Genomic DNA, 25,908 nt, shown 5'->3' on the forward strand with positions numbered 1-25,908 from the left:
GTCACGAACGGCCTCCGAGATGTGAGGCTGCCGGCGTGAAGCTCATCGTCGTGCTCGTGGGCCTGGCCCTCGCCGTGGTGCGGACGGTGTCCGGGGCGCCGGGTCTGGGCTGGTACCTGCTCGCCTGGGCGCTGTTCGCCGTCGCGGTGTGGCTGGCGCGCCGGGAGCCGGACGGACGGCTGGCCGTCCTGGTCGTCGCCGGGGGCGTCGTGATGGCGACGGCCGGGCTGTCGGCGCCGCCGAGCAGCAGCACCGACTCCTTCCGGTACGTCTGGGACGGCCGGGTCCAGGCCGCGGGCGTCTCCCCGTACGACCACCCACCGGCCGACCCGGCACTCGCCGGGCTGCGCGACCGCTGGCTCTTCCCGTCCCGGTGCGACGCCCGCGACCTGTGGCCGCTCCCCGACGGCGGATGCACCAGGATCAACCGTCCCACCGTGCCCACCATCTACCCGCCGGTCGCCCAGGGCTACTTCCTGCTGGTCCACTGGCTCTCGCCGGACGGCGCCCGGCACAAGGTCCTGCAGCTCGGCGGCTGGGTGACGGCCGTCGTCGTGCTGCTCGCCCTGTGCGGATGGAACGTCCGGACGGCCGCCTGCTGGGCGTGGTGCCCCGCCGTCCCCGTCGAGGCCGTGAACAACGCGCACGTGGACATGCTCGCCGTGCTGCTGGTCGTGTTCGCCATGCGCGCCCCACGCGCCCGCGGCGCGCTGCTCGGCGCCGCCGTGGCGGCCAAGCTGCTGCCCGCCGCGGCGCTGCCCGGCGCGCTGTCGGGAATCCTGGCGAAGGGGGCGGACCGGCGACGTGCCGTCCGGACTCTCGTCCCGGCCGCCCTGGTCGTGGCACTCGCCTACCTGCCCTACGTGCTGGCCTCCCGGGCGCCCGTCGTGGGCTACCTGCCGGGCTACCTCCAGGAGGAGCGCTACGGGAGCCCCGCCGACGGTCACCGCTACGCCCTCGTGCGGCTGGTGCTGCCGGACGCCTGGGCGCCCTACGCCGCGATCGCGCTGCTCGCGCTGATCGCCTTCTTCGTCCTGCGCCACGGCGATCCTGAACGGCCCTGGCATGGCGCGCTGATCGTGACCGGATCGCTGCTGCTGCTCCTCACACCGGGCTATTCCTGGTACGCGCTGCCGGTCGTCGCGCTGGCCGCGATGGCCGGCCGGTGGGAGTGGCTGGGCGTGGCGCTGGCGGGCGGGGTCGCCTACGTCGCGGGACCGATGGCGGCCACGAGCCCGGCGACCGCCTTCTACACCGCGGCGGCACTGGCCGTGCTGGTCGGCTGGGCCGTACGCCGATGGGTTCCGCCGGCTCACGGGAGCGGGCCCCCGGCCTACGGGAACAGGCTGTCGCATCACGAGAGCGCACCGCCCGCTCATGAGAGCAGGTCCCCGGCTCACGAGGGCAGGTCCCCGGCCCGCGAGAGCAAGCTCCCGGTCCGCAAGCCCAGGCCCCCGGCCCCCGAAGCGGGAGCGGGAGCGCGCCCATGACCTCGCCTACGCGCTCCCCTTCGTCGCCCTTGTCGGTCTCCGTCCCGGAAGGACCACGCATGTCGCCCCACTGTCCGGCGCAGATCCTGATCATCGCCAAGGAACCGGTGGCGGGGCGGGTCAAGACCCGTCTGACCCCGCCGTTCAGCCCGCGACAGGCCGCCGCGCTCGCCGAGGCCGCCCTCCGCGACAGCCTGCGCGCGGTGTCCGCCACGCCCGCCACCCAGCGGCTGCTCGCCCTGGACGGGCTGCCCGGCGGCTGGCTGCCCGCCGGATTCGTGATCATCCCTCAGCGCGGCACGAGCCTGGACGAGCGTCTCGCGGCGGCGTTCTCGGACGCCCACCGGCTCCGGCCGGACCCCGTCGTGCTCATCGGCATGGACACCCCGCAGGTGACCCCCGCCCTGCTCGGCGAGGCCGTCGACGCGCTGGAGCGCCACGACGCGGTCTACGGCCCGGCGGCCGACGGCGGCTTCTGGCTGCTCGGGCTGCGCAGGCCGGATCCCGCGCTGCTGCTGGGCGTGCCGATGTCGCACCCGGAGACCGGCAAGCTCCAGCTCGACCGGCTGGACCGGGCCGGGCTGACCGTTCATCTGCTGCCCGAACTGACCGACGTCGACACCGCCGCCGACGCCGCGATCGTGGCCGCCCACGCGCCGGACTCCCACTTCGCCGCCACGTTCCGGGCGCTCGGCCGATGATGGGGCAGTTGTACGCCGACGCGCTCGGCGGGGCGAGCGCCGAGCTGGAGTACGTGGACGGCACCCGCGTCGCCCTGGACGCCGCGCGCTGGTTCGACCTGATCGACGGCGACGAGGCGCTGCTGGAGCGGTGCGCCAGCCCGACGCTCGACATCGGCTCCGGCCCCGGCCGGCTCACCGTCGAGCTGACCCGCCGCGGCGTGCGGGCGCTCGGCATCGACATCACGCCCAGCGCCGTCGCCCTGACCCGCAGGGCGGGCGGCTTCGCCCTGCTCCGCGACGTCTTCGACGAGGTGCCGGGCGGCGGCCGGTGGACGACCGCGCTGCTGGCCGACGGCAACATCGGCATCGGCGGCCACCCGGAGGCGCTCCTGCGCCGGGTCAGGCAACTGGTCCGGCCGGACGGCACGGTCCTGGCCGAGCTGGCACCGCCCGACGCGAAGAGCCGTGTGGACCGGGTGCGGCTGCGCCGCGGCCCGCGCGTCGGCGACTGGTTCGGCTGGGCGACCGTGTCGGCGGGCGACATCCGGCGCCTCGCCCACGCCGCCGGGTTCCGGCGGGTGGAGCGCTGGACGGCGCACGGCCGGTGGTTCGCGGCGCTGAGCCGCCGGGTGTCCTCGACCTGAAGCCGGCCACCCTCACACAGGCGCCGAGGCCGTGGCCGAGGTCCGGTCCACGTACGCCGCCAGCGCCCGCACCCGTTCCGCGTGCTGGTCGTGCCCCACGATCACCGGCGGCTCGTTGTACGGCATGGCGTCCGACGACCGGCGCAGCTTGACGTACTGACCGCACGCGTCGATCGCGTACGGCTCCATGTCGTCCTGCAGCGCCCCGATCACCGTGATCCCGTACGTCTCGCCGATGCGCCGGAACAGCGCCACCGCCTCGCGCCGGTGCTCCTTGCCCAGGTTGCGGCCCAGCTCGTCCAGCACCAGGCACAGGTGGCCGCCGCCGGAGGAGGCGATCGCCGCCGCGCACACCAGCTTGACCGCCTTCTCGTCCATCAGCGCGGTGTTGGCCCGCCGGTTGTACGGCACGAACCCCTGCCCCTCGCCGCGCCGCCACTTCGGCGTCACCCGCCACTGCCAGCGCTGCTCCGGGTCGGCCGGCGCGGGCGGCACCGGGAACTCCAGCGTCGCGCCGTAACCGCCGTACGAGGTGTCGAGCTTCTCGAACTCCTCCGCCACGCGGGTGAGCCGCGCCTTGATCGCCGCGCTGAGCGCCGCCCGGTGGACGGCCGTCGACTGCGCCGCCTCCTCCGCGCCCTTGTCGGCCGCCGCCAGGTCGCGCTGCCGCGACACGAGCTGCGCCTCGATCTGCCGCCGCTGGTGCTTCTCGTAGTCCTCCTGCCCGCGCAGGTACGACGCGAGCGCCCCGCACACCGCCGCGAACGTCGCCTGCTCGCGCGCCGTGCTCCCGCCCCGCTCCGACAGCAGGAACGCCAGCTCCTCGGGGATCTCCGCGTCCTCCTCCGGGAACGTGTCGCGCAGCGCCTGGTCGAAGTGGCGCTCGGCGATCCGCCACCACTCCTCGGCGGTACGCGGCCGCTCCTCCTCGGGCAGCGCCCGCAGCCACTCGCGGGCCGTCTCGGCCGGACCGCCCCAGTCGGCGGCCAGCGCCGCCAGCTTCAGCGCCTCCCGGTCGGCGCCGACGCGGGTCTCGTGCTCGCGCGCCTGGGCGCGTTCGGCCTCGTGCCGCTGCCGCCGGCCTTCCAGCCGTTCGATCTCCATGTCCCGGGTACGGGCCCGGAAGTCGAGCCCGGCGGCCTGACGCTCGGCCTCGGCCACGGCCGGGACGACCTCCTCCAGCGCGCCGGCCAGCTCCTCCAGCCGCGCCCGCCGCTCGGACAGCCGCTCCTCCACCTCGGCGAGCCGCACCCCGGCCCGCGCGCCGTCGAGCCGCCGCTGCGCCTCGGCGACGGACTCCTCCTCGTCGCGTACGGCCTGCGCCGCGGTCTCCTGCGTGTCGCGGGCCCGGTTCAGGCGCTGCTCGGCGGCCTTGATCCGCGCCTCGCGCCCGGTCGCCACCCCGTCGAACGCCCCCACGACGCTCACCCCGGCCGCGCTGACCAGCACCGACCCCGGCAGGTCGCGCAGTGCCCGGGCCGCCTCGTCCAGCCGCCCGGCGTCGACGATCACCGCGTGCTCGTGCGGCCAGCCGCGCAGCCCGCCCAGGCTCAGCCCCGGGGCGCGGGACTGGTCACGCGCCTGCTCGGCCACGTCCAGCGCGTCCAGCAGGCCGGTCGCGTGGAGACCCGCCGCGGTCAGGGCGTTGAGCTGCGCCGCCGCCGGGCCGCCCTCGGCGTCGTCCAGCGCCGCCTGGGCGGAGGCCACCTCCTGGTCGGCGACGCCCAGGGCCTTCAACGCCTCGTTCAGCCGCAGCCGCGCCTCGCGCAGCTCCCGCTCGGCCGCCGGGACGTCACGGCCGTCGGCGAACCGGCGCGCCTCCTCCAGCTCGGGGATCCGGCCGCGCAGCTCGTCTGCGGAGTTCTCGGCCACGGCCCGGTCGGCCTCCAGCTTGGCGGCCCGCGCCTGGAGCGCCGCCAGCTCCCGCCGCGCCTCGGTGACGCGCCGGTCCAGCGTGTCGTCCTTCAACGTGGCGATCTCGGCCTTGACCATGGCGATCGCCTCGGCCGCCGCCTCGTTCGCCGCCCGGTGCCCGGCGAGCTCCTCGGCCATCGCCTCGTCCTTGGCCGCCGCGTCGGCCAGCTTGCGCGCCTGCCTGCCGCGCCAGCACCGCAGCGCCTCGGCCAGCCGTACCCGGGCCTGGTCGCGACGGTCGAACGTGGTCAGCAGCGCCTTCGACTCCGCCTCGAACTCGGCCAGCCGCTCGCCCGCCTGCGCCGCCCGCACCCGCTTGGCGTGCTCGTCGCGGCGTGCCTCGCGCTCCTGCTCCAGCTCGGCGTCGAGCCCGGTCAGCGCCGCGATCGCCTCGAACACCCGCTCCGGGGAGATCTCGTTGAGCGGCTGGGACAGCAGGTTGGTGGCCACCTTGCTGCGGACCGAGGTGGACAGGAACGACACGCAGCGGACGCGGTCGCCGTACAGGACCTTGGTGAGGTCGCGCGCCACCACGTCGCGCCGCCCGGCGGACCGGGGGAGGGACGCCCAGATCTCGTCGGCCCGCGCGACCCGCTCCGCCTCGGACGCGGCGGACGCCAGGTGGACGCCGTCACGCCAGCGGATCTCCAGGTGCGGCGCCTCCTGGTTGACGCGCAGCCACACGGTCATGGCGCCGCCGGAGGTGTCGGGCACGGCGAACAGCTCCCCGCCGGCCGGCGGCTCGTCACCGTCTCCCTCGGCTTCGACGCCGACGCCGGCCGCGGCGCTCGTTCCGGTGCCGGGGCCGGTGTCGGCGCCGGGAGCGGTGACTTCGAGAGCTTGCGCGCCGGGACGGAGGTCGTCTGCTCCGGTGACCGCCGCCTTGGGCTGCAGGACGCGCGACAGATCACCCGTACGCACCTCGGGCGGCCCGAAGACGCCCACGATGTAGCCGTGGTCGGCGCTCGCCCACTGCCGCCCGCCCGCCCCGCTGGCCAGCTCCGCGTTGAACAGCAGCTCCGACACGGCCTTGGCGCCCGAGGCGAACCGCCACTGCTCGTCGCCCAGCAGCGCCGTGATCGACGCGATGAACGACGACTTGCCCGCTCCGTTGGAGTCCTTGGGACCCGCGCCGGCGACGACGATGAGCGTGCCCGGGACGGTCGGCACCGGATGGGTCGAGAGCCGCGAGATGTTGACCGCCTGCACGGCGATCAGCACCCGGTCCCCGACCACGTTCTCCACCTGCGACACTCGAACTCCCGCCACCCTTCCTGCACACTCACGCCATCCACTGACCCGGCTCGCCGCCGGACAGCCTCGTACCTGTCCACCCACCCGGCCCTGAGGCCGCGCGGTCCCGCCTCACCCGCGCGACCTTGAGGCCGTCCGGGTCCTGCCTTGTTCCGCCCCGCCTGGCTGACCGTCAGGCGGTGACGCCGTCCTCATTCGTCCGGCGACGCCTTCGCCAGCGGCCCGGCCGACCGGTTGGGCCTTCGTCACCTGCCGGCTGATCCATCAGGGTGTCGTGTCCGTTCGCCCCTCCCTGCGGCGCAGTGACGCCCTCTCCATCCACGGCCCCACGGCCCCACGGCTCGCCTAGCCGCCGGATCTTCGGGCTCGTACGGCTGTCGCGAGCGGCGTGTGCGGGCCGGCCGCCAGGATCAGCTCCTCCTGCAACCGCCGCCGCGCCGCCGGGGTGAGCCGGTGGAACTGCGGGCCGGGCACGTACCCGCCCGCCTCCTCGCCCGCCTTCACCTGCGCCAGCAGCCCGGCGTGCCGCAGCACCCGCAGCGCCGCCTCCAGCTCGCCGATCGGCACCTGGGTGTGCCGCCGCAGCTCCTCGGCCGGCGTGGGATGCGGGGACAGCCACGTGTCCTCCGGCAGCACGCCTTCGGCCCGGGGGATCGCCACGGAATGCACGAGCACCAGCGTGAGCACCGCCCGCTCGGCCTCACCCAGCCCCGTCGAGCCGCCGGGCCCGTTCGAGACACCCGGCCCGACGGGTCCCCGCCGGCTCCGGGCGCGTCCAGGACCAGCGAGGGCGCCGCTGTTCCCGGGTTCGCCTCCGGTCGAGGCGGTCGCGGCCACCGCCCCGGCGGCAATGTCCGCGGGCGACGCATTCGCAGCTACGGGTGCGGCGGCTGTGCGTGCGGGAGAGGCGCTCGCGCCCGCGAAGGACGCGCTCACGTCCACGGGGGACGCGTCCGTGTCCGCAGGCGATGCGTTCGTGCCTCCGGGGGACGCGCTCGTGTCTGCCGAGAGGACCGTCGTGTCCGCGACTCGGGCGTGTGCGCCTGTGTCGTCGGCGGCCGACGCGAGCCGGGCCGCGTCACCCGTCCCGCCGGACCGGTCGAGAGAGCCGGGATCGCCGGTCTCGCCGGGGAGGCCGGAACCGGGAAGACCCGTGTCGGCGGACTCACGAAGCCGCCCGAGCGCCCGGGTGGCGGTCTCGTCGGAGTATCCGGAGATCCAGCGTTCGCGGTGCTGGATCAGCGTGCGGCCGCGCCGGGCCAGCATCTCGCCGAGCGTGTGCCGCAGCGCCGGGTCGCGCAGGGCGGCGAAGCGGGCCTCCTGGGCGGGCTCGGCGGCGTACTCCACCACCATGTACGCGGCCACCAGCTCGGCGCGCCGCCTCTCGTCGTAGCCGTCGAGGAGATCGTCGAAGTCGGACACCCCGGCCTCGGCTCGCCCCCCGGGAGACGGCGCCCCGGCCGCCCGGGACCCTCTCCTCCCGCCCTCGGCCTGGAGCTGTCCCGGCTCGCCACCGAGGGGGGTCTCCACGGCCGCCGACCCGCTCTCGACCGCGCCGGCCGCCGGCTCGGCGGGCACAGCGCCCTCAGGCGCAGAACCCTGGGACGCGTCCTGATCCGCTCCGGTGCCCGTCGTCGCGCGGGCCGCCGCGACGATGTCGGAGTCGGCCACCACCCGCAGTTCCTGGCGCTCCGGCTCCGGGATCCGGCGTACGAGCTCCTTGAGCTGCGCCAGCGACGACACCGGCCACAGCGCGCACCTCGGGCCGAGCGTCACCAGCCCGTCGGCCATGACCACCCACGCCGAGTCGTGCAGGCGGCGCAGCGCCCCCACCGCCCAGTTGCGCATGAGGTCGTCCGTGCGGCCGATCAGCGCCCGGTACGTCGCCAGCACCAGCTCCACCGGCGCGGGCTCTCCCGGCCACGGGTCGACGGAGTGATCGGTCCAGCAGCACTTGAGGCACGCCGCCAGGACGCGGCGCGTCTCGCCGGAACGCTCCACCGGCACCGGCGCCACCTGGTGCTCCTCCAGCAGCGCCGGGGTGACGCCGTCGGGCCACACCGGGAGCGCCTGGCCGGTGGAGTCGGGCCGGGTGAGCCGCAGCATGCCCGGCGGGGCCGGGGCCCCCGCGCCCAGCGCCAGGGGACCGCCGGCGCGGGCCAGCACGTGGGCGGTGGCGCCGTCCACGGGCACGCGCTTCGAAGCCCTGGTCATGACGCGCCTCCGGGAAGGCTCGCCGCGCCCACGACAGGCCGGCGCGAAGCGTCCGTGAGCGCGACGCCCGAGGCGGCCGCGAGCAGAACGCCTGAGGCGCCCGCGAGCAGCACGCGAGATGCGCGTTCCCCGTGCAGGAGGGTCCGGGCGAGAGGCGGGGTGCGGGTCATGAGGTGCGCTCCAGGTGGCCGTGGGACAGCCAGGCCGGTTGCCGGTCCGGGTCGATGCTGAGGTCGTCGGACCAGGTCAGCCGGTACGGCAGCTCCGGCCGCAGGTCGATCGTGGTCAGGTCGGCGAGCAGCCGCCGGGCGGAGGGCCAGTCGTCGCCGAGCACGTCGGCCAGCGCCACCCGCGACGACGACCCGAGCAGCGACTCCGCGACCCCCGTCAGGCGCTCCACGACCGCGCCGGGCGAGGAGTCGAGAGAGTCCTGCGGCCCCGGGTCCGGCAGGGCCGAGCGCGGGGGAGTGGGCTGCGCCGGCGCCGGGCGGGGCGCCTCGTCCACGGCCCGCGCGATCGCCGCCGGGTCGTGCCACGGCGCCGGCGCGTCGAACACGAACCCGTCGAGGACCGCCGCCAGCCGCTCCTTGGAGGCGGTCTGCGTGAACGTGCGCCACGTCTCGGTCGGCAGCAGGGTGAGGTTGCGGGTGGTGCCCGCCGAGTCGGCCAGGCGGCCGGCCGCGCGGCGGGAGGCGTCGCTGTAGGCGTAGATGGCGGCCCGCAGGTCGGTGCAGACCCGGTCGAGCTCGGGCCAGCGGGTCAGGATGGTGCCGTGCAGGCTCTGGGCGCGCCGGGCGATCTCCTCGGTGCCCCACAGCTTGGGCGCCTGCTCGCGCAGCTCCTCGATCGTGCCGGTGGTGAGGGTGATCAGCTCCAGCGCCCACAGCCGGAACGCGCGGGCGAGGTTGGCGGCGCTCTGCCGCGCCTCGTCCATGGTGGTGCGGGGGTCGGCGACGTTGAGGTCTTCGAGGGCGAGCAGCCGGTGCATCTCGGACTGGCCGCCGTCGTCCATCATCCGCCGGATGAACATCAGCCCCACCACGCTGGTGAACGACGCGCGGTAGCGGAGCTGGTTGGGCTTGGGGAACACCTCGCGGATGGCCCCGAGCCCCTTGAGCACCCGCAGCCGGTTGTCGAACTGGTCACCCGGGTAGGCCCGGCAGGCGAAGCGCATCTGCTCGTGCGTCAGCCACTCCTCGCCCGCCTCCGCGAACGCGGCGAACAGGGTCTCGGCGATGTCGACCAGGGCCGGGTCGTCCACCACGGCGCCGCTGTCACGGGCCAGGGCCGCGAACATGCGGCGGTAGGTCGACAGGACCGCCTCGTCGGAGAGCGCGGCGTCGAGAGTCAGGGGCTGATCGGGCACGCGCTCTAAGGTAAGGCTTCCGGCCGACAATCTCGGACCGCGGCGGGACACGGCCTGGCCGCTCCGGTTCGGCGCGGCGCGGACGATGCGGGAGAATCCAGGCGCACCGGTACGGGTCGGCGAAGGAGCGGGCGGGCGTGAGGAGTGTCGAGGCGCAGTTGCTGCACCGCCCGCCGGGCCTGGGCGCCGGTGAGGTCGTGCGGCGCCTGCTCGCCGTGCAGGCCCAGGACGTCACCGCCGCCTGCCTGGCCTTCCGCGCCCGGTCGCCGTCGCTGGGTCTCGCGGACGTCGAGACGGCGTGGCGCGAGCGCGAGATCGTCCGCGCCTGGGGGCCGCGCGGCACCCTGCACTTCGTCCACGCCGACGACCTGCCGTGGCTGCACGCCCTCACCCGGCGCGACACCGCCACCCTGCGCCGCCTGGGCCAGGAGGGCGTCACCGGCGACGACCTGCTGCCCCTGATCGAGGGCGCCCTGGCCGGTCAGGGGCCGCTGACCAAGGCCGAGCTGGAGGAACGGCTGGCGGGCAGGGCGCGCGGGCAGGGCGTCGTGCACCTGGTCGCGCTGGCCGCCTTCCACGGGCTCGCCGTGCTGGCGCCGCCCCGGGACGGCAAGCCGACGTACGTCCACGCCGCCGACTGGCTCGGCGCCCCGGTCACGCCCGAGCCCGACCGGGAGCGGGCGCTGGCCGAGCTGGGCCGCCGCTACCGCCGCGCCCACCGGCCCTCCGAGCCGGAGGACCTGGCCGCCTGGTCCGGGCTCTCCCTCGGCGAGGCCCGGACGGCCTGGCGCCTGAGCGGCCCCGATCCGGACACGACGGACCTGCTGCCCGCCGAGGACGTCCCGGTACGGCTCGTTCCCGCGTTCGACGAATGGCTGCTCGGCTGGAGGAGCCGCGATCCCGTCGTGCCCGCCGCGCACGCCGGGCAGGTGTTCCCCGGAGGCGGGATCCTGCGCCCCGTGGTGCTGGCCGGGGGAGTGGCCGCGGGAGTCTGGGAGCGCAGGGGCGCGGAGGTGACCGTGAGGCCCTTCGGCCCGCTGCCGGCGGCGCCCCTGGCGGAGGAGGTGGCCGACGTCCGCCGGTTCCTCACCCGGACGACGGGGTGATGATCTCGTCTGCCGCCCACCGGGCCACGCCCTCGGGGAACGGCGGACGCAGGTTGAGCACGATGTGGGTCAGCCCGATCGCCGCCAGCTCCTTGACCACCGCGCGGGTGGCCGCCGGGTCCTCGTACGAGACCATGACCTGCGTGGAGCGGGTCAGCGACGCCGGGTCGCGCCCGAGGGCCGCGCACCGCTCGTCGAGCGCCCGGTTGCGCTCCGCCAGGAACTCCAGGGAGTTGTGCGGCGGCCCCGGGACGTTCCAGATGTCGGCGTGCTCGGCCACCACGCCCAGCGTCCGGTCGCCCCAGCCGCCGATCAGGAGCGGCGGCCGGCGGGCCGGCTTGGGCTCGCACACCACGTCGCGCAGCCGGTGGTGGCGGCCGTCGAAGTCGAAGCGGTCCTCGGTCCACATGCGCCTGATGATCTGGCAGGACTCCGCGAGCCGGCTCACGCCCTCGCCCGGGGAGACGACGGGCAGCCCGTACGCGCCGTACTCCCGCGCGACGAGGGTGTCGCCCGGCTGACGCGTCCCGCCCACGCCGAGCCCGAGGACGAGCCGTCCCGGCGCGACGGCGTCCACGGTGGCCGCCATCTTGGCGAGCAGGGCGGGCGCCCGCGTGATGTTGCCGGTCACGAGGTGGCCGAAGGACAGGCGCTCGGTGCGGGCCGCGAGGGCCGTCAGCATGGTCCAGCCCTCGTGGATGGGCGTGTCCACCGGCCCGAACAGCGGCAGGAGGTGGTCCCACAGCCAGGCGTGCTCGATGGCGGGCAGCTCGTCGGCCTCCTGCCAGACGCGCAGCAGGTCGGTGTACGTGACGCCGACCGGAACGGTCTTGATGCCGAAACTCAGCAATGTCAGCTCCACTGATCGTCAGTAAGACTGATGATTACCGTAGTGCGAGAATTCCCCTGTGTCGAGACGCCGACTGGGTTACCTGTTCAAGCACGCGCAGCTGCGCCTGACCCGGCTCACCGGGCCCGCGCTGGAGCCGCTGGGCATCGACGGGCGTGAGCTGGCCGTGCTGACCGTGCTCGACGCCCGCTCACCGGTGTCGCAGCAGCAGGCCGCCCAGGAGCTGCGCATCGACCGCACCACGATGGTCGCCATGGTCGACGCGCTGGAGCGCAAGGGGCTCGTGGCGCGCCGCCCCCACCCCGACGACCGGCGCAAGAACGCGGTGGAGCTCACCGAGCGCGGGCGCGACGTGCTCACGCGGGGCGCGGCGGCGGTCGAGGAGGCCGAGCGCGCGTACCTGGAGCCGCTGACGGAGGACGAGCGGCGCGTGCTCCGCGCCGCCCTCGACCGCCTGGCCACGGACGAGGACTAGCGAGCCAGGCTCACAGCGGGTTCATCAGGTACGCCCCGGCCACCACCGACGCGCACGCCACCACCAGGAAGAAGAACACGTAGAAGCCGCCCGGCAGGAACGTCAGCCGGGCGAGCTGGTCGGCGTCGGAGTCGCGGGCCTGCCGCATCCGCCGCTTGCGCTGTAACTCGATGATCGGCCGCACCCCGCCGAACAGCAGGAACCACACCGCCACCATGGCCGCCGCCTGCTGCACCTCGTTGGGCGCGTACATCGACAGGGCGAACACCGCGCCGCCGGTCGCCAGCAGGATCAGCGCGCCGTACAGGTTGCGGATCAGCAGCAACATGCACACGAGGAAGAGCAGCACGCTCCAGATCAGCAGCGTGATGCGCCCCTGCTCGGTCAGCCACGCGGCGGCCAGACCGAGCAGCGACGGCGCGAGGTAGCCGGCGAGGGCGGTGAGCACCATGCCGGGACCGTTGGGCCGCCCCCGGGTCAGCGTCACGCCCGAGGTGTCGGAGTGCAGCCGGATGCCTTCGAGCTTGCGCCGGGTGAGCAGCGCCATCAGCGCGTGGCCCCCTTCGTGCGCGATCGTGACCAGGCCCCGGCTGAGGTGCCAGGAGGTCCTGAACGACACGATCGCGAGCGCCGCCAGAGCGGTGGCCGGCACGACCCAGGGGGCGGGATCGGGTTGTGCCTTGATGAGGTGGGCCCAGAGCTCGTCCATCGAGACAAGACCCTATCCGGGCCGCGGCCCCCGCGCGCGGGCCGCTTGACGGCGGGCTCGCTGGGCAGGGGGGTGACGCCGGCGTTTCCGCGAGGGGGCGCGTTCGCGCGCTGGTCACAGGCCGTTCGCCGGTGCGAAGTGACGGGCGTGATCTGATACAAAAGTGAAGGATCGGCTGGATACATGGCGCGACACCACCCGGGACCGGGAGCTACGGTCACCCGATCAGCCGGCGGGAAGAGGGACGGCGTGGCACGGATGAAGGCTTTCAGGCGCGGCGAGGCGACCCGCCAGGACGCACCGGAGCACGAGATGGACCCTCGTGCCGTCGAGGAGGCGCCGTACCGGCCGACCGTCATCGACAACGCCGTCTACCAGGACGGTCACCGGGTGGACAATCCCGGCTCGCTCGCCGACGCGTTCGAACGGCTGAAGAAGACCCCCGAGAGCCTCGCCTGGATCGGCCTCTACCGGCCGAAGGAGTGGGAGCTGGTCAAGCTCGCCGAGGAGTTCGAGCTGCACGAGCTGGCGCTGGAGGACGCCATCGTCGGCTCCCAGCGCCCGAAGGCCGACCGCTACGGCGACACGCTGTTCGTGGTGCTGCGCGCCGCCCGCTACCTCGACGACGTCGAGGAGGTGGCGTTCGGCGAGGTGCACGTGTTCGTCGGCCCCAACTTCGTCATCACCGTACGCCACGCCGAGGCGCCCGACCTGCACGCCGTGCGCAAGCGCATGGAGTCCGACCCCGACCTCCTGCGGCAGGGCCCCCAGGCGGTGCTGTACGCGATCCTCGACGCCGTCGTCGACGGCTACGCACCCGTCGTGGCCGGGCTGCAGAAGGACCTGGAGGAGATCGAGGGCCAGGTGTTCAGCGGCGACCCGTCGGTGTCGCGGCGCGTGTACGAGCTGTCGGGCGAGGTCATCGAGTTCCAGCGGGCCACCGCGCCGCTCGTGCGGCTGATCGACGGCTTCATCGCCGGGGCCGCCAAGTACGGGGTCAACGACGAGCTGCAGAGCTACCTGCGCGACGTGGCCGACCACGCCATCACGGTCAACGAGCGGGTCGCCGCCTTCCGCCAGATGCTCCAGGACATCCTGGTGATCAACTCGACGCTGGTCACCCAGGCGCAGAACGCCGAGATGGCCAAGATGACCGAGGCGAGCATCCAGCAGGGCGAGGAGGTCAAGAAGATCTCCGCGTGGGCGGCCATCCTGTTCGCGCCGACGCTGGTCGGCACCATCTACGGCATGAACTTCGACCACATGCCCGAGACCCACTGGGTGTTCGGCTACCCGTTCGCGATCGTGCTCATGGGTGTGGTCTGCGTGACCCTCTACCTCGTCTTCAAACGGCGCGACTGGCTGTAGCGCGGCGGCTCACTGCTGGGCGGGGCCCTGGTCGGTCCAGCCGGCCGCCAGCACGATCCGCGTCTCCCGGCCGTCGCCCGTCCCCGGGCTGTCGCTGCTGGACAGCACCTGCGAGCTGGCCGGGTCGACGACCAGCGTCCGCCGCACGCCCGTGGCGGCGTCCAGCGTGAACGCGAACGCCTCGCCCGGCCGGCCCTTCGGATCGGCCGAGCGGCCCAGGTAGCGCACGTTCGGCAGGTCCGCCAGCAGCCGGTACGCGGCGGCCCGCACGGCGGGCGGCGACGGCTTGCTCCACAGCAGCCCGCTCACCGCGTCGGCCAGCACCCCGTCGCCCGAGCCGGGCGGCAGGAGCGCCGCCACCCGCCGCCTGAGCGCGCCGGCGTCGGCGGGCAGCCCCTCGATCTGCGCGACCGACAGGGAGCGGCCCGCCATGCTGAACGGTTTGGCGACCGGCCTCACCCCGCTCCCCGCCCCCGGCCCGGAGATCCAGGCGCGGCCGTCGCGGGCCGCCCACAGGGTGGTCACCTCCGCGCCGGTCTGCCGCGTGACGCGCCAGTACGCGCCCCGCGCCGGCGGCTCGGAGGCCGCCGTGGTCGCCGCCGCCAGCAGCACGGCCCGGCCCGTGGCCGCCGCGTCGATCCGCGCGGGCACGGGCGGGGCGCCCGCGCCTCCGGAGGCGCCGTACGCGACGACCACGGCCGTCAGCGCCGCCGCCGCGCACACCAGCGACGCCGCCCACCGCCGGGAAGCCCGCCTTCCGGGTCTCGTCGCCCACGACATCTGCCACCAGCGGGTACGCCGCCGCTCCAGGCGGGCCCGCACCCGGGCCCGCGCCGCCGGGTCGGGCCGCGGCGGCTCGCCGTACAGGTCGCGGACCAGCTCCAGCTCATCCACGGCCGGCCTCCTCCATCTCCGCCATCGGGTTGCTGCCGCCGAGCGCCGCGCGCAGCTTGCGCCGGGCCCGGCTCAGCCGCGACCCGACCGTGCCGTACGGGATGTCCAGGGCCGTGGCGATCTCCTCGTGGCTCAGCCCGGCCAGTGCCACGAGCAGCACCACGTCCCTGTCACGCCGATGGAGCCCCGCCAGGGCGGCGGCCAGCTCCGGCCGCAGGCTCTGCGCGCTCACCTGCGCGCTGACGCGGTCCTCGTGCCCGGGGGCGCTCTCCGCGCCGGGCCCGTGACGGCCCAGCGCCCGCAGCGCCCGCGCCTCCTGGCGCCGATGCCGGCCCACCAGCTTGGTGGCGATGCCGAACAACCACGCCCGCACGCTCGCCCGCGACGGGTCGTACTGGCCGCGCTTGCGGAAGGCGATGAGGAACGTGTCCGCGGCGACGTCCTCGGCGTGGTCCGGGCCGAGCCGCTGCGCGACGTAGGCGTGGATCTCGCCGAAGCAGTCGTCGAAGACGGCCGCGAACGCCTCGGCGTCCGTCAGCGGCGCCCCCTCCAGCCGCTCGCGCGCGTGCGCGTCGCCCACCCGCGCGCCGAGCCACGGCATCGCCGTCACGATGCTTCCCCCGTCATGTGCCACCCTCCGGACGCGATCAGCCGACACCGTTCATCTCCCGATCCGCCCGATCGCTTTCACGCCCGGAGAACACGAGGGTACGGCCCCGGGCCCGCCGACGGGAGCGGGGCCGGGGCCGTACCGGATCATGGATGGATCACTGCACGGGCGGGTTGGCGTTCTGCAGGAGCTGACGGAACTGGGCGGAGAACCAGTGGCCGGACAGCGGCGCGTTGGGCAGCGCCCCGGTCAGGTTGTGGCCGTTGCGGTCGTTGCCGGTGTACGTCGGGTCGCACATCCGGTCGAAGCCCTTGCCCTCGTCGTTGTCGATCTGCTCGCTCGCGCCGTCGGACTCGCCAGGCGGCTTGATCCACACGTACGCGTCGAGGCCGGGCGCCGGGTTGGGCCGCGGGCGCTCGCCGAGGCCGGCGCCGCTCTGGTTGCACCAGTTGCCGGCGTGGATGCGCCGGTCGACGCGCGACTGGTTGACGAACTCGTCCACGTTGGTGGAGGTGCTGGGACCGGTGGGCCGGGCCGCGCCGCCCCAGCCGTTGCGCGAGGTGTCGATGAGCATGCCGATCGTCGACGGGAAGCCCTTGGACACCAGCGCGTTGCGGAACGCCTGGGCGAAGGTCAGCTCGTCCACGTAGTCGTTCCAGTCCAGCCACTTCGACTGGCGCACGGTCGTGCCGTTCACGGTGGTGCTCACCGTGAAGTACGGCTCGGTCAGGGCGGAGTAGTTGGCGGTGTTGGTGATGAAGCCGTCCACGCTGGCGTAGCCGGCCGTGGTGCCGCGGGCGGTGGAGGCCATGAGGTCGGCGGTCGGGCCGAAGTTGCTGGACCAGCCGATCCAGCCGTGGTGGGCGGCGTCGAGGTAGGTGTAGACGTTCGGGATGGCGTGCAGCTTGTTCAGGGCGTACTGGATGCCCTGCACGTACGCGCCGGACGACTGCGCCTCGGCGCACTTGGCCAGGTTGGTGTTGGTGACCAGGTTGGGCAGGGAGTCGATCTCGACGACGGTCACGATCCGCAGGGCCGCGTACTTCGGGTCCGCCAGGATCTCGGCGATCGGGTCGATGTACTCGCTCTTGTAGCGGGCCAGACCGTTCTGCGAGATGAGCAGCTCGCCGTTGGAGGCCAGCGCGGAGCAGTCGCGGTTGGGCAGGTTGTAGATGACGAACTGGATGGTCAGCGGCGCGCTGCCGTTGGCCGCGTCCTGGGTGAGGGCGGCGTCGAGGTGGGCGCGCACGCCCTTGGCGCCGCCGGTGCCGGCGATGGCCGCGATGCGGTCGATCCACACGCCGGTGGAGGTGTTGGCGACCGCCGAGCCGCCGGGCTCGGCCGCGGCCTTGGCCGACCAGTCGCTGTTGACGTAGCCGGTGGCCCCGGCGTACGGGTTGTCGACGTGGCCGGGTCCGCCGCCGCCGGTGTCGTTGTCGGCCTCGGTGGCGGTGACGGTCACGCTGGTCAGGCCGCTGGAGGCGACGGTGATCGGGCGCGTGCCGTTGGTGGTGTCGCTGTCCTCGGCGGCCGAGACGGTGACGTTCTGCGGGGTGTTCCAGTTGGCGGAGGTGAAGGTCAGGCTGCCTCCGCCGGTGACGGTGAGGTCGCTGTCGCCGGTGCCCGCGGTGGAGGTCACGGTCACGTTCGAGGTGGGCTGGACGGCCAGGCGCACCGCGTACGTGGCGCTGCCGCCCTCGGGCACGCTCAGGGAGGTCGGCGTCACCTGGAGGGCCTGCTGGCCGGGGTTGGGGCCGCCTCCGCCGCCGCAGGTCACGCCGTTGAGGGCGAAGCCGGTCGGGTTGGTGTTGGTGCCGCTGTAGGAGCCGTTGAAGCCGATCGTCCACTGCGCGCCACTGGCCTGGCTGCCGTTGTAGCTCAGGCTGGCCGCGGTGACGTTCTGCCCGGTCTGGCTCCAGTCCGCCGACCAGCCGTTGGTCACCCGCTGGTTGCCCGGCCAGGTGTAGGTCAGCCGCCAGGAGGTGAGCGCGTCGCCCGTGTTCGTGATGGTGACGTTGGCGCCGAAGCCGCCGCCGCTGTCCCAGGTCTTGCTGTACGCGACCGAACAGGCGACGGCGGCCTGCGCCGCGGGTGCCGACATCAGCGCCGTGGCGAGCCCCGCGAGCAGGGCGCACACCGCGACGAGAAGGCGGTTTCTCATGTGGGGGGTCCTCTCAGAAGTGGGAGCGCTCCCATCCATAGCCCGGAATCACATCCGTGTACAGACTCCGGTGAGCCGGAGTCCCGAACCCGCACCAGAGCCGTGAAAGTTTCATCCGGGCCCGTGATCCCGCACGCCGCGTGGTGAAACTTTCACGTCCCCGCCCGTCCCGACCTGGAAACCGCCGTCCCGGCCCCGCCGTCTCCTGTGCGGGGCTCCGGAGCGCGCTTAACATCCGCGTAACCCCAGCGTGTTGGGAGCGCTCCCATCAGTAAGTCGAGAGGACCTACATGAGACACCGCCTCCTCGCCGCGCTCGCCGTCCTCGTCCTGTCCGTCTCCACGGCGCTGGCCGGCGCGGGCACCGCCATGGCCGCGGTGGCCTGCTCGGTCACGTACGTGAAGTCCTGGGACAGCGGCGGCGGCTTCGGCGCCAACATCACCATCACCAACACCGGTGATCCGCTCACCTCCTGGCGCCTGACCTACGCCTGGCCCGGCAACCAGCAGGTCACCAACGGCTGGTCGGCCGCCTGGAGCCAGTCCGGCCAGAACGTCACCGCCGCGAACCTCAGCTACAACGGCACCCAGGCCAGCGGCGCCCAGTGGACGATCGGCTTCAACGGCTCCTACAGCGGCACCAACACCAACCCGACCAGCTTCGCCCTCAACGGCGTGACCTGCGGCGGCAACGGACCCGGCCCCGACCCCGGCGAGCAGGCCCTCCAGGTCAGCCCCACGGCGGTCACCGTGCCCGAGGGCGGCACCGCCACCTATGGCGTCCGCCTGGCCAAGCAGCCCACCTCGAACGTGACCGTCACCTCCACCGCCGGCAGCGGCGACGCCGACCTCACCGTCACCTCCGGCGCCAGCCTCACCTTCACCTCCGCCAACTGGAACACGGTTCAGAACGTCACCGTCTCGGCCGCCCAGGACAGCGACACCACGGGCGGCAGCCGGTCCATCACCGTCGCCTCCAGCGGCCTGACCAGCGTGAGCGTCACCGCCACCGAGGCCGACGACGACGCGCCGCCGGCCAACAACTACGTGGCCGAGTTCACCACCCAGTACAACAAGCTCAAGGACCCGGCCAACGGCTACTTCTCGCCCGAGGGCATCCCGTACCACTCGATCGAGACCCTCATCGTCGAGGCCCCCGACCACGGCCACGAGACGACCTCCGAGGCGTTCAGCTTCTGGCTGTGGCTGGAGGCGCAGTACGGCAGGGTCACCGGCAACTGGGCGCCGTTCAACAACGCCTGGAACGTGATGGAGCAGTACATCATCCCGTCGGCCGCCGGCCAGCCGGGCGGCTCCTCCACCTACAACCCGAACGACCCCGCCGACTACGCGCCCGAGAAGCCGCAGCCCAGCGGCTACCCGGTGGCGCTCGACACCGGCGTCGTCGCCGGCCAGGACCCGCTCGCCAACGAGCTGCAGAGCACCTACGGCAACCGCAACGTCTACGGCATGCACTGGCTGCTCGACGTGGACGACGTCTACGGCTACGGCACCGGCCGCGGCGCCAACCTCAGCGAGTGCGGCGACAACACCAAGCGCGTCACCTACATCAACACCTTCCAGCGCGGCCCGCAGGAGTCCACCTGGGAGACCGTCGCCCACCCGTCGTGCGAGACCGGCCGCTTCGGCAAGCCCGGCGCCGGCTACCCGCCGCTGTTCATCCAGGGCGGCGGCGCCAACCAGTGGCGCTACACCGACGCCCCCGACGCCGACGCGCGCGCCGTCCAGGCCGCGTACTGGGCGCTGACCTGGGCCACCGCGCAGGGCAAGCAGTCGCAGATCTCCACCACCCTGACCAAGGCCGCCAAGATGGGCGACTTCCTGCGCTACGCCTTCTACGACAAGTACTTCAAGAACCCCGGCTGCACCTCGAAGTCCTGCACCCCGGGCAGCGGCAAGAGCAGCTCGTCGTACATGATGACCTGGTACTACGCCTGGGGCGGCGACACCGGCGGCGCCTGGGCGTGGCGCGTCGGCTCCAGCTCCTGGCACCAGGGCTACCAGAACCCGCTGGCCGCCTGGGCGCTGTCGTCGGCCGGCCCGGCCTCGCTGCGCCCGCAGTCGCCGACCGCCGCCTCCGACTGGCAGACCAGCCTGAACCGGCAGCTCGACTCGTACCTGTGGCTGCAGTCCGCCGAGGGCGGCATCGCCGGCGGCGCGACCAACAGCTGGAACGGCGACTACCAGGCGCCGCCCGCCGGCACACCCACCTTCTACGGCTGGGCCTACGACTGGCAGCCCGTCTACCACGACCCGCCGAGCAACCGGTGGTTCGGCTTCCAGGTGTGGTCGCTGGAGCGCGTGGCCGAGTACTACTACGTCACCGGTGACGCCAAGGCCAAGGCCATCCTCGACAAGTGGGTGCCGTGGGCGCTGGCCAACACCACGTTCGGCGGCGGCGACTACCGCATCCCCAACGACATGACCTGGACCGGCGCCCCCGCGGCCAGCTACAGCGGCGGCGGCACCCCGGGCCCGAACCCCGGCCTGCACGTCACCGTGGCCAACACCACCGACGACGTCGGCGTGGCCGCCGCCTACGCCCGCACGCTCACCTGGTACGCGGCCAAGTCCGGCAACGCGGCGGCCAAGACCGGCGCCAAGAACCTCATCGACGGCATCCTCGCCCACAAGGACGCCAAGGGCGCCGTGGTGAGCGAGACCCGCGAGGACTACAACCGCTTCGACGACCCGAACAACGACTCCACGAACACCGGGCTGTACATCCCGCCGGGCTACACCGGCACCATGCCCAACGGCGACCAGATCGCCCCCGGCAAGACGTTCCTCGACATCCGCTCCTTCTACAAGAACGACCCCGACTGGCCCAAGGTCCAGAGCTACCTGAACGGCGGCTCCGCGCCGTCCTTCACCTACCACCGCTTCTGGGCGCAGGCCGACATCGCCATGGCCGCGGCCGACTACGGCACCCTCTTCCCGAACGGATGACCGCTCGATGACGAGACCGACCATCACGAGCCTCATCGCGCTGCTCGCGCTGGTCGGCGCGATCCTGCTGACCCCCAGGCCCGCCGCCGCGGCGACCGGCCCGCGGGTCAGCGGGACCCGCGTCGTCGAGGCGAACGGCAACGCGTTCGTCATGCGCTTCTGGAACGCCCGCACCCCCTGACCGGGGGCACCGGCCCACCTCAGGGCCGAGAGCTCACCTCAGGGTCGAGAGCTCACCTCAGGGCCGCGGCGATCTCGGCGAGCAGGGCGTCGAGGTCGCCGCGCAGGCCCGGCTCGACCGCGCCCTCACGCAGCCGGTCGCCGAGCTTGCGCCGCACCTCCGCGACCCCGTCGGGCGAGGTGACGTGCGCCATCGTCTGGCGCAGGTCCAGCGCCGCGTCGGCCCGGATCCGGCCGGCCGCGGCGCCGGCGCTGAGCTCGTCGTGGAAGCGGTCCAGGGCGTGGGGGAGGGGGTGCGCCGCGAACGAGTAGCGCGGCGAGGAGGAGACCAGGGGCGCCGCCGCCGGGAGGTCGTCGGCCGTCTCCTGGGGCTGTGGCTCGGCCACCGCCGAGGCCGGGCCGGTGGGCATAAGGTGCGCCTGCTCGGGGGCTCGCGTATCGGGGGGCGCCTGTTCGGGGGCTCGCGTATCGGGGGGTGCCTGTTCGGGGGCTCGCGTATCGGGGGGTGCCTGTTCGGGGGCTCGCGTATCGGGGGGTGCCTGTTCGGGGGCTCGCGTATCGGGGGGTGCCTGTTCGGGGGCTCGCGTACCGAGGGGTGCCTGCTCGGCCGCCCGCGGCCCGAGGGACGCCTGCTCAGCGGCCCGCGGGCCGAGCCACAGCACCGTCCCCGCGACCGGCGCCAGCGCCAGCACCGCCAGCCCGTAGCGCAGCCTGCGGCGGACCGCCGCGCGGCGCAGCGCCGCGGCCAGCCGCAGCGCCACGTCACCGGCGGTGGGCCGCCGCGCGGGCGACGGGTCGAGACAGCGCGCGCACAGCGCCGCCAGCTCGCCCGGCACGCCGGCCGGGCGCGGGCACGGCCGCGTCCGGCGCGCCCCCTCCAGCTCCTCCCACGTGGTCTCCGGGTACGGCGGGGCGCCGGTGAACATCTCGTACAGCAGTACCCCGAGCGCGTACACGTCCACGGCCGGGTGGACCGGCGCGCCCGCCAGCCGCTCCGGCGAGACGTACGGCGGCGTGCCGCGCTGGTCGTCCGGGTCGCCGATCGGCGCGGCGATGCCGAAGTCCAGCAGCTTCGGGCCGGAGCCGGTCAGCAGCACGTTCTCGGCGGACACGTCGCGGTGGACGATGCCCTGCCGGTGCGCCGCCTCCAGCACGCGGGCGATCCGCGCGGCCGTGGCCGCCGCCTCGCGCCACGGCAGCGGCCCCGCCGACAGCCGCTCGGCCAGGGGCACGCCGTCGAGCAGCCGCATCACCACGTACGCCGCGACCCGGCCGCGCGCCGTGACCGTCTCGCCGTAGTCGTAGACCTCGATGGCGTCCGGGTGCTCCAGCCGGGCGGTGGTCCTGGCCTCCCTGCGCGCCAGCTCCCGCTCCTCCTGCAGCACCTTCACCGCGACGAGCCGCTCCAAGGCGCTGTCGCGGGCCCGCCACAGCACCGACGTGCCGCCGGAGGCGATGCGCTCCAGCAGCACGTACCGGCGGGCCAGGACGTCGCCCGGCTCATGCTGAGTCACGGACGACCAGCTCCGCGGGCAGGATGGGGTTGACCGAGACGGTTCCGGACAGCAGCAGCCGGGTGGCCAGCATGGCCAGCTCCTCCACCGGCTGGCGCACGGTCGTCAGCGCCGGGACCGCCCGCCGCGCCAGCGGGGAGTCGTCGAACCCGATCACCGCGACGTCGTCCGGCACCCTGCGGCCGGCCCGGGCCAGCGCGTTGAGCGCCCCGGCCGCCATGAGGTCGGACGCGGCGAACACCGCGTCCAGGCCGGGGGAGCGGCGCAGCAGCCACTGCATGGCGTGGGTGCCCGACGGCAGCCCGAAGTCGCCGTAGGCCACCGGGACGTCGCTCATCCCGGCCTGGCGCAGCGTCGTGACGAAGCCCTCCAGCCGGTCCTGCGCGGCCGGGAGGGTCGGCGGGCCGGCGATCACGCCGATGGAGCGGCGTCCGCCGAGCAGCAGGTGCTCGGCCGCCTGCCGGGCCCCGTCGCGGTTGTCCACGTCGGCGTACGGGACCTTCACGTCGTCGGGCGGCCGGCCGATCCCGCGCACCGGGATGCCGGAGGTGGACAGCGTGATCGCCAGCGGGTGCTGCTTGCGGGCCGCGATCAGCAGCACCCCGTCGGCTCCGGCCGCGAGCGCGGGCAGCGTGCCCGGATCGGCGGGCGGCACGGTCATCACCATCATCGGCAGGCCGAGCTCGGCCAGGACGTCGCCGCTCGCCGACAGGAACCGCGCGTAGTACGGGTCCGAGAACAACCGGTGAAGGTGGTCGCAGACCACCACCGCCACCCCTCCGGCCGCCCGCCGCGCCGGAGCGCCGCGCGGCGCCCGATGGCGCACGTACCCCAGACGCGACATCGCGTCGTAGACCTGACGGCGGGTCGACGTGCTGACCCTGACCGTGCCAGTCAATACGCGAGAAGCCGTCGCCTGGGAGACCCCAGCTTCGGCCGCTACCTGTGCGAGCGTGGGCAAATCGGTCACGGCGCACCTCGCCCAAGATCTATTGGGAGCGCTCCCTAAACTATCAGTGTTTCGGGGCTGTTAACAGATGCAGTCACGCTCCCGGTCAGGAAGTGCACGTCAGGGCACCTGCCGGAAATCCCGGGGTCACGGTTCGGTGATCGTCAGCCGAGGAGCTTGCGGGCCGCCTGCTCGATCTCCTCCTCCGACAGCAGGACGTGGTCGGCGGCGGCGCCGAGCGGGACGAAGCTGTCGGAGGACGTGACCCGGGCGATCTGCCCCGTGAACCCCGCGTCGACCAGCTCGGCCACGATGCCTTCCGACACCGCGCCGGTGTGGCGGGTCTCGTCGGCGATGAGCACCTTGCCGGTCAGCTCGGCCGCCCGCAGCAGGTCGTCGACGGGCAGCGGCGCGAGCCAGCGCAGGTCGAGCACCCGGCAGCTGTAGCCCTCCTGGGTCAGCCGCACGGCGGCGCGCAGGCTCATCCGCACGCCGTTGCCGAAGGTCGCGATCGTCAGGTCGCGCCCGTCGCCGTAGGAGCGCGCCCGGCCGATCGGCACGTGCGTCTCGCTCCAGCGCGAGGGCGGCGTGTACGGCGCCAGCCAGCCGCCGTCGCCGTCCTCGAACAGGTCCTTGGTGTGGTAGAGCGCGATCGGCTCCAGGAACACGCACACCGACCCCTCGGTGCGGGCCGCCGCGAGGCAGGTGCGCAGCATCGCCGAGGCGTCGTCGGGCCGCGACGGCGAGGCGATCACCAGGCCGGGGATGTCGCGCAGCGCGGCCACCGCGTTGTCGTTGTGGAAGTGGCCGCCGAAGCCCTTCTGGTAGGCGTAGCCCGCCACCCGCACCACGAGCGGGTTGCGGTAGGAGCCCTTGGAGAAGAACGACAGGGTGGCCGCCTCGCCGCGGATCTGGTCGAGCGCGTTGTGCAGGTAGGCGAGGTACTGGATCTCCGGGACGGGCAGCAGCCGCGACACGCCCGACCCGAGCGCCAGGCCGAGGATGGCCTGCTCGTCGAGGTGGGTGTCGAAGACCCGGCCCGCGCCGAACCGCTTCTGCAGGCCGCGCGTCACGCCGTACACGCCGCCCTTCTTGGCGACGTCCTCGCCGAAGACCATCATCTCGGGGTGGACGGCCAGCGCGTCGGCCAGCGTGCGGTTGATCGACTGGGCGAGCGTCATCGGCTTCTCGGCCTCGGGCGGCGCGCCGGCGAAGGCGCGTTCGCGGGCGGCCGGCTCGGCGGCGACCGGGGCGATCTTGGCGATGAGCTCGGGGCGGCGCGGCGCGATCGGCGCCATGATCTCCGCGGCCGAGCCCAGCCGGGGCGCTCGGGTGGTCTCCAGCGCGATGCGCAGCACGTGCTCGCGTGTCGACTCGTACTTCCTGAGCAGTTCCTCGGGGGTGACCAGGCCCGCCTCGACGAGCAGGCGCGCGCCCGCGACCAGCGGGTCGCGCTCCAGGTCGGCGCGCAGCTCGCGCTGGGTGCGGTAGGCGACCTCGACGTCGGAGCCGGCGTGGCCCATCAGCCGCACGGTCTTCAGGTGCAGGAACGCGGGGGAGCGGTGGACGCGCACATGCTCGGCTGCGCGCACGGCGGCGGCGTGGGCCTCGACCAGGTCGCAGCCGTCGGCCGGGAAGTACGCGATGCCGGGACGCCGGGCCGCGGCCTCCACCCAGCCCGTCGGGGTGCGGACGCTGATGCCGATGCCGTTGTCCTCGCAGACGAACAGGATCGGCATCGCCTGACCCTGGTGGGTGGCGTAAGCGGCGGTGTTGAAACCGGTCAGCGCGGAGGCGTGGTTGACGGAGGCGTCGCCGAAGCTGCACACCGTGATCGCGTCGGCGGGCCAGGCCGTCGGGACGCCGAGCGCCCGGCCGCGCTCGATGGCGAAGGCGACGCCGACCGCGCGCGGCAGGTGGCTGGCGATCGTCGAGGTCTGCGGGATGATCGCGAGGTCGGGATGCCCGAACACCTTGTGCCGCCCGCCAGCCACGGGCTCCTCGGCGGCGGCGCACAGCCCCAGCAGGACGTCGCGCAGGCCCTGGTCGGGCAGCCGTCCGGCCTGCTCGGAGCGGGTGAGGTAGAACGCGCCGGAGCGGTAGTGCAGCAGGGCCGGGTCGGTGGGCCGCAGGGCGGCGGCGACGGCCGCGTTGCCCTCGTGGCCGGCCGAGCCGATCGTGTAGAAGCCCTCGTCGCGCTCGCGCAGCCAGCGCGCGGCGATGTCGAGGAGGCGGCTGTCGATCTGGCGGTGGAAGAGTGTCCGGGCCTGCTCGCCGGTCAGCGGGCTCCCCTCCCGGACGGGACGGCCCGGATCTCGCGCCGGGGCCGCCGTCAGCGCCGCTACCGCTTCGATGAAGTGAGTCTCAACTGTGTCCCGCGCCACAAGCCCGATTATGTATCCCCGCCGCCGCCCGCGTCTGCCTTCGGCGGTGACATGTTCTGGACCGGTCCGATTGACGATGATCTATGCGAGTTTGTCAGGTTTGAGAACACTGACGGGTTCCCGTGCGTCTACTGAGAAGAAAACGTGGCACCCTCAACGCCGCGTTGAACCACT

The 25,908-nt window shown here is 74.0% G+C and carries 19 protein-coding genes; 8 read left to right on the forward strand and 11 right to left on the reverse strand.

Features of this window, described 5'->3' with window-relative positions; translation table 11 throughout:
* The first annotated feature begins 35 nt into the window (after positions 1 to 35).
* The 3 genes from HD595_RS31855 to HD595_RS31865 are packed head-to-tail and all read left to right on the forward strand — an operon-like array spanning position 36 to position 2,817.
* The gene (locus tag HD595_RS31855; RefSeq protein WP_253775473.1) at positions 36 to 1,490 is read left to right on the forward strand and encodes a glycosyltransferase 87 family protein; all 1,455 of its coding nucleotides are present in this window, start codon (positions 36 to 38) and stop codon (positions 1,488 to 1,490) included.
* Positions 1,491 to 1,549: 59 nt separating this feature from the next.
* Positions 1,550 to 2,191: a TIGR04282 family arsenosugar biosynthesis glycosyltransferase gene (locus tag HD595_RS31860; RefSeq protein WP_253775475.1), complete on the forward strand. Its 642-nt coding sequence runs from the start codon at positions 1,550 to 1,552 to the stop codon at positions 2,189 to 2,191.
* A complete protein-coding gene (locus tag HD595_RS31865) occupies positions 2,188 to 2,817 on the forward strand; it encodes a class I SAM-dependent methyltransferase (RefSeq protein ID WP_253775477.1) in 630 nt (209 codons plus the stop codon). Before HD595_RS31860 ends, HD595_RS31865 begins: the two co-directional genes overlap by 4 nt.
* 12 nt (positions 2,818 to 2,829) lie before the next feature.
* Here HD595_RS31865 and HD595_RS31870 read toward each other — a convergent pair whose 3' ends face one another.
* The 3 genes from HD595_RS31870 to HD595_RS31880 all read right to left on the reverse strand — a co-directional run bounded on the left by HD595_RS31870 (position 2,830) and on the right by HD595_RS31880 (position 9,565).
* The gene (locus tag HD595_RS31870; protein WP_253775479.1) at positions 2,830 to 5,985 is read right to left on the reverse strand and encodes a coiled-coil domain-containing protein; all 3,156 of its coding nucleotides are present in this window, start codon (positions 5,983 to 5,985) and stop codon (positions 2,830 to 2,832) included.
* A 345-nt stretch (positions 5,986 to 6,330) separates the two neighbouring features.
* On the reverse strand, positions 6,331 to 8,199 hold the full coding sequence (locus HD595_RS31875; RefSeq protein WP_253775481.1) for a hypothetical protein: 1,869 nt from the start codon (positions 8,197 to 8,199) through the stop codon (positions 6,331 to 6,333).
* Positions 8,200 to 8,365: 166 nt separating this feature from the next.
* A complete protein-coding gene (locus HD595_RS31880) occupies positions 8,366 to 9,565 on the reverse strand; it encodes a hypothetical protein (protein WP_253775483.1) in 1,200 nt (399 codons plus the stop codon).
* A gap of 137 nt (positions 9,566 to 9,702) precedes the next feature.
* Between HD595_RS31880 and HD595_RS31885 the strand changes: the two genes are divergently transcribed.
* Positions 9,703 to 10,671 (forward strand): winged helix DNA-binding domain-containing protein, encoded by a 969-nt coding sequence (locus HD595_RS31885; protein WP_253775485.1) that lies wholly within the window; start codon positions 9,703 to 9,705, stop codon positions 10,669 to 10,671.
* Here HD595_RS31885 and HD595_RS31890 read toward each other — a convergent pair.
* Positions 10,652 to 11,521, reverse strand: a complete 870-nt coding sequence (locus HD595_RS31890; protein WP_253775488.1) for an LLM class flavin-dependent oxidoreductase — start codon at positions 11,519 to 11,521, stop codon at positions 10,652 to 10,654. The genes HD595_RS31885 and HD595_RS31890 overlap by 20 nt on opposite strands.
* Before the next feature lie 58 nt (positions 11,522 to 11,579).
* Between HD595_RS31890 and HD595_RS31895 the strand changes: the two genes are divergently transcribed.
* Entirely contained in the window at positions 11,580 to 11,996 is a 417-nt protein-coding gene (locus HD595_RS31895; RefSeq protein WP_253775490.1) for a MarR family winged helix-turn-helix transcriptional regulator, read from the forward strand.
* Positions 11,997 to 12,006: 10 nt separating this feature from the next.
* On the opposite strand, the gene HD595_RS31900 is transcribed toward HD595_RS31895, so the two are convergent.
* A complete protein-coding gene (locus tag HD595_RS31900) occupies positions 12,007 to 12,705 on the reverse strand; it encodes a M50 family metallopeptidase (RefSeq protein ID WP_253775492.1) in 699 nt (232 codons plus the stop codon).
* A 258-nt stretch (positions 12,706 to 12,963) separates the two neighbouring features.
* Here HD595_RS31900 and HD595_RS31905 point away from each other — a divergent pair, with 258 nt between their 5' ends.
* Positions 12,964 to 14,073: a magnesium and cobalt transport protein CorA gene (locus tag HD595_RS31905; protein ID WP_175593597.1), complete on the forward strand. Its 1,110-nt coding sequence runs from the start codon at positions 12,964 to 12,966 to the stop codon at positions 14,071 to 14,073.
* A 9-nt stretch (positions 14,074 to 14,082) separates the two neighbouring features.
* Here the strand turns inward: HD595_RS31905 and HD595_RS31910 are convergent, their stop codons facing one another.
* From HD595_RS31910 to HD595_RS31920, 3 genes are all read right to left on the reverse strand, one after another.
* On the reverse strand, positions 14,083 to 14,967 hold the full coding sequence (locus tag HD595_RS31910) for a CU044_5270 family protein (RefSeq protein WP_253775494.1): 885 nt from the start codon (positions 14,965 to 14,967) through the stop codon (positions 14,083 to 14,085).
* Positions 14,960 to 15,568: an RNA polymerase sigma factor gene (locus HD595_RS31915; RefSeq protein WP_301310958.1), complete on the reverse strand. Its 609-nt coding sequence runs from the start codon at positions 15,566 to 15,568 to the stop codon at positions 14,960 to 14,962. Before HD595_RS31915 ends, HD595_RS31910 begins: the two co-directional genes overlap by 8 nt.
* Before the next feature lie 166 nt (positions 15,569 to 15,734).
* Complete coding sequence (locus HD595_RS31920) at positions 15,735 to 17,738, reverse strand: glycoside hydrolase family 6 protein (RefSeq protein ID WP_301309659.1); 2,004 nt, start codon at positions 17,736 to 17,738, stop codon at positions 15,735 to 15,737.
* Positions 17,739 to 18,028: 290 nt separating this feature from the next.
* Between HD595_RS31920 and HD595_RS31925 the strand changes: the two genes are divergently transcribed.
* Both HD595_RS31925 and HD595_RS31930 read left to right on the forward strand, forming a co-directional pair.
* Positions 18,029 to 20,707 carry a glycoside hydrolase family 48 protein gene (locus HD595_RS31925; protein WP_253775498.1) on the forward strand — a complete coding sequence of 893 codons (2,679 nt, stop codon included), beginning with the start codon at positions 18,029 to 18,031 and terminating at the stop codon, positions 20,705 to 20,707.
* Between the two features lie 7 nt (positions 20,708 to 20,714).
* The gene (locus HD595_RS31930) at positions 20,715 to 20,888 is read left to right on the forward strand and encodes a hypothetical protein (RefSeq protein WP_253775500.1); all 174 of its coding nucleotides are present in this window, start codon (positions 20,715 to 20,717) and stop codon (positions 20,886 to 20,888) included.
* 52 nt (positions 20,889 to 20,940) lie between these two features.
* Here HD595_RS31930 and HD595_RS31935 read toward each other — a convergent pair whose 3' ends face one another.
* The 3 genes from HD595_RS31935 to HD595_RS31945 all read right to left on the reverse strand — a co-directional run bounded on the left by HD595_RS31935 (position 20,941) and on the right by HD595_RS31945 (position 25,734).
* Positions 20,941 to 22,401: a serine/threonine-protein kinase gene (locus HD595_RS31935; protein WP_253775502.1), complete on the reverse strand. Its 1,461-nt coding sequence runs from the start codon at positions 22,399 to 22,401 to the stop codon at positions 20,941 to 20,943.
* Entirely contained in the window at positions 22,388 to 23,371 is a 984-nt protein-coding gene (locus HD595_RS31940; RefSeq protein ID WP_253775504.1) for a LacI family DNA-binding transcriptional regulator, read from the reverse strand. Before HD595_RS31940 ends, HD595_RS31935 begins: the two co-directional genes overlap by 14 nt.
* Before the next feature lie 143 nt (positions 23,372 to 23,514).
* The gene (locus HD595_RS31945) at positions 23,515 to 25,734 is read right to left on the reverse strand and encodes a thiamine pyrophosphate-dependent enzyme (protein WP_253775506.1); all 2,220 of its coding nucleotides are present in this window, start codon (positions 25,732 to 25,734) and stop codon (positions 23,515 to 23,517) included.
* Between the last annotated feature and the right edge of the window lie 174 nt (positions 25,735 to 25,908).

The organism is Nonomuraea roseoviolacea subsp. carminata, assembly GCF_024172185.1.
Lineage (GTDB): Bacteria > Actinomycetota > Actinomycetes > Streptosporangiales > Streptosporangiaceae > Nonomuraea > Nonomuraea roseoviolacea.

Coding starts and splice junctions, on each gene's coding strand:
- HD595_RS31860 (WP_253775475.1), top strand. CDS start 1,550: ATGTCGCCCCACTGTCCGGCGCAGATCCTGATCATCGCCAAGGAACCG.
- HD595_RS31865 (WP_253775477.1), top strand. CDS start 2,188: ATGATGGGGCAGTTGTACGCCGACGCGCTCGGCGGGGCGAGCGCCGAG.
- HD595_RS31875 (WP_253775481.1), bottom strand. CDS start 8,199: ATGACCAGGGCTTCGAAGCGCGTGCCCGTGGACGGCGCCACCGCCCAC.
- HD595_RS31900 (WP_253775492.1), bottom strand. CDS start 12,705: ATGGACGAGCTCTGGGCCCACCTCATCAAGGCACAACCCGATCCCGCC.
- HD595_RS31905 (WP_175593597.1), top strand. CDS start 12,964: ATGAAGGCTTTCAGGCGCGGCGAGGCGACCCGCCAGGACGCACCGGAG.
- HD595_RS31915 (WP_301310958.1), bottom strand. CDS start 15,568: ATGCCGTGGCTCGGCGCGCGGGTGGGCGACGCGCACGCGCGCGAGCGG.
- HD595_RS31920 (WP_301309659.1), bottom strand. CDS start 17,738: ATGAGAAACCGCCTTCTCGTCGCGGTGTGCGCCCTGCTCGCGGGGCTC.
- HD595_RS31925 (WP_253775498.1), top strand. CDS start 18,029: ATGAGACACCGCCTCCTCGCCGCGCTCGCCGTCCTCGTCCTGTCCGTC.
- HD595_RS31930 (WP_253775500.1), top strand. CDS start 20,715: ATGACGAGACCGACCATCACGAGCCTCATCGCGCTGCTCGCGCTGGTC.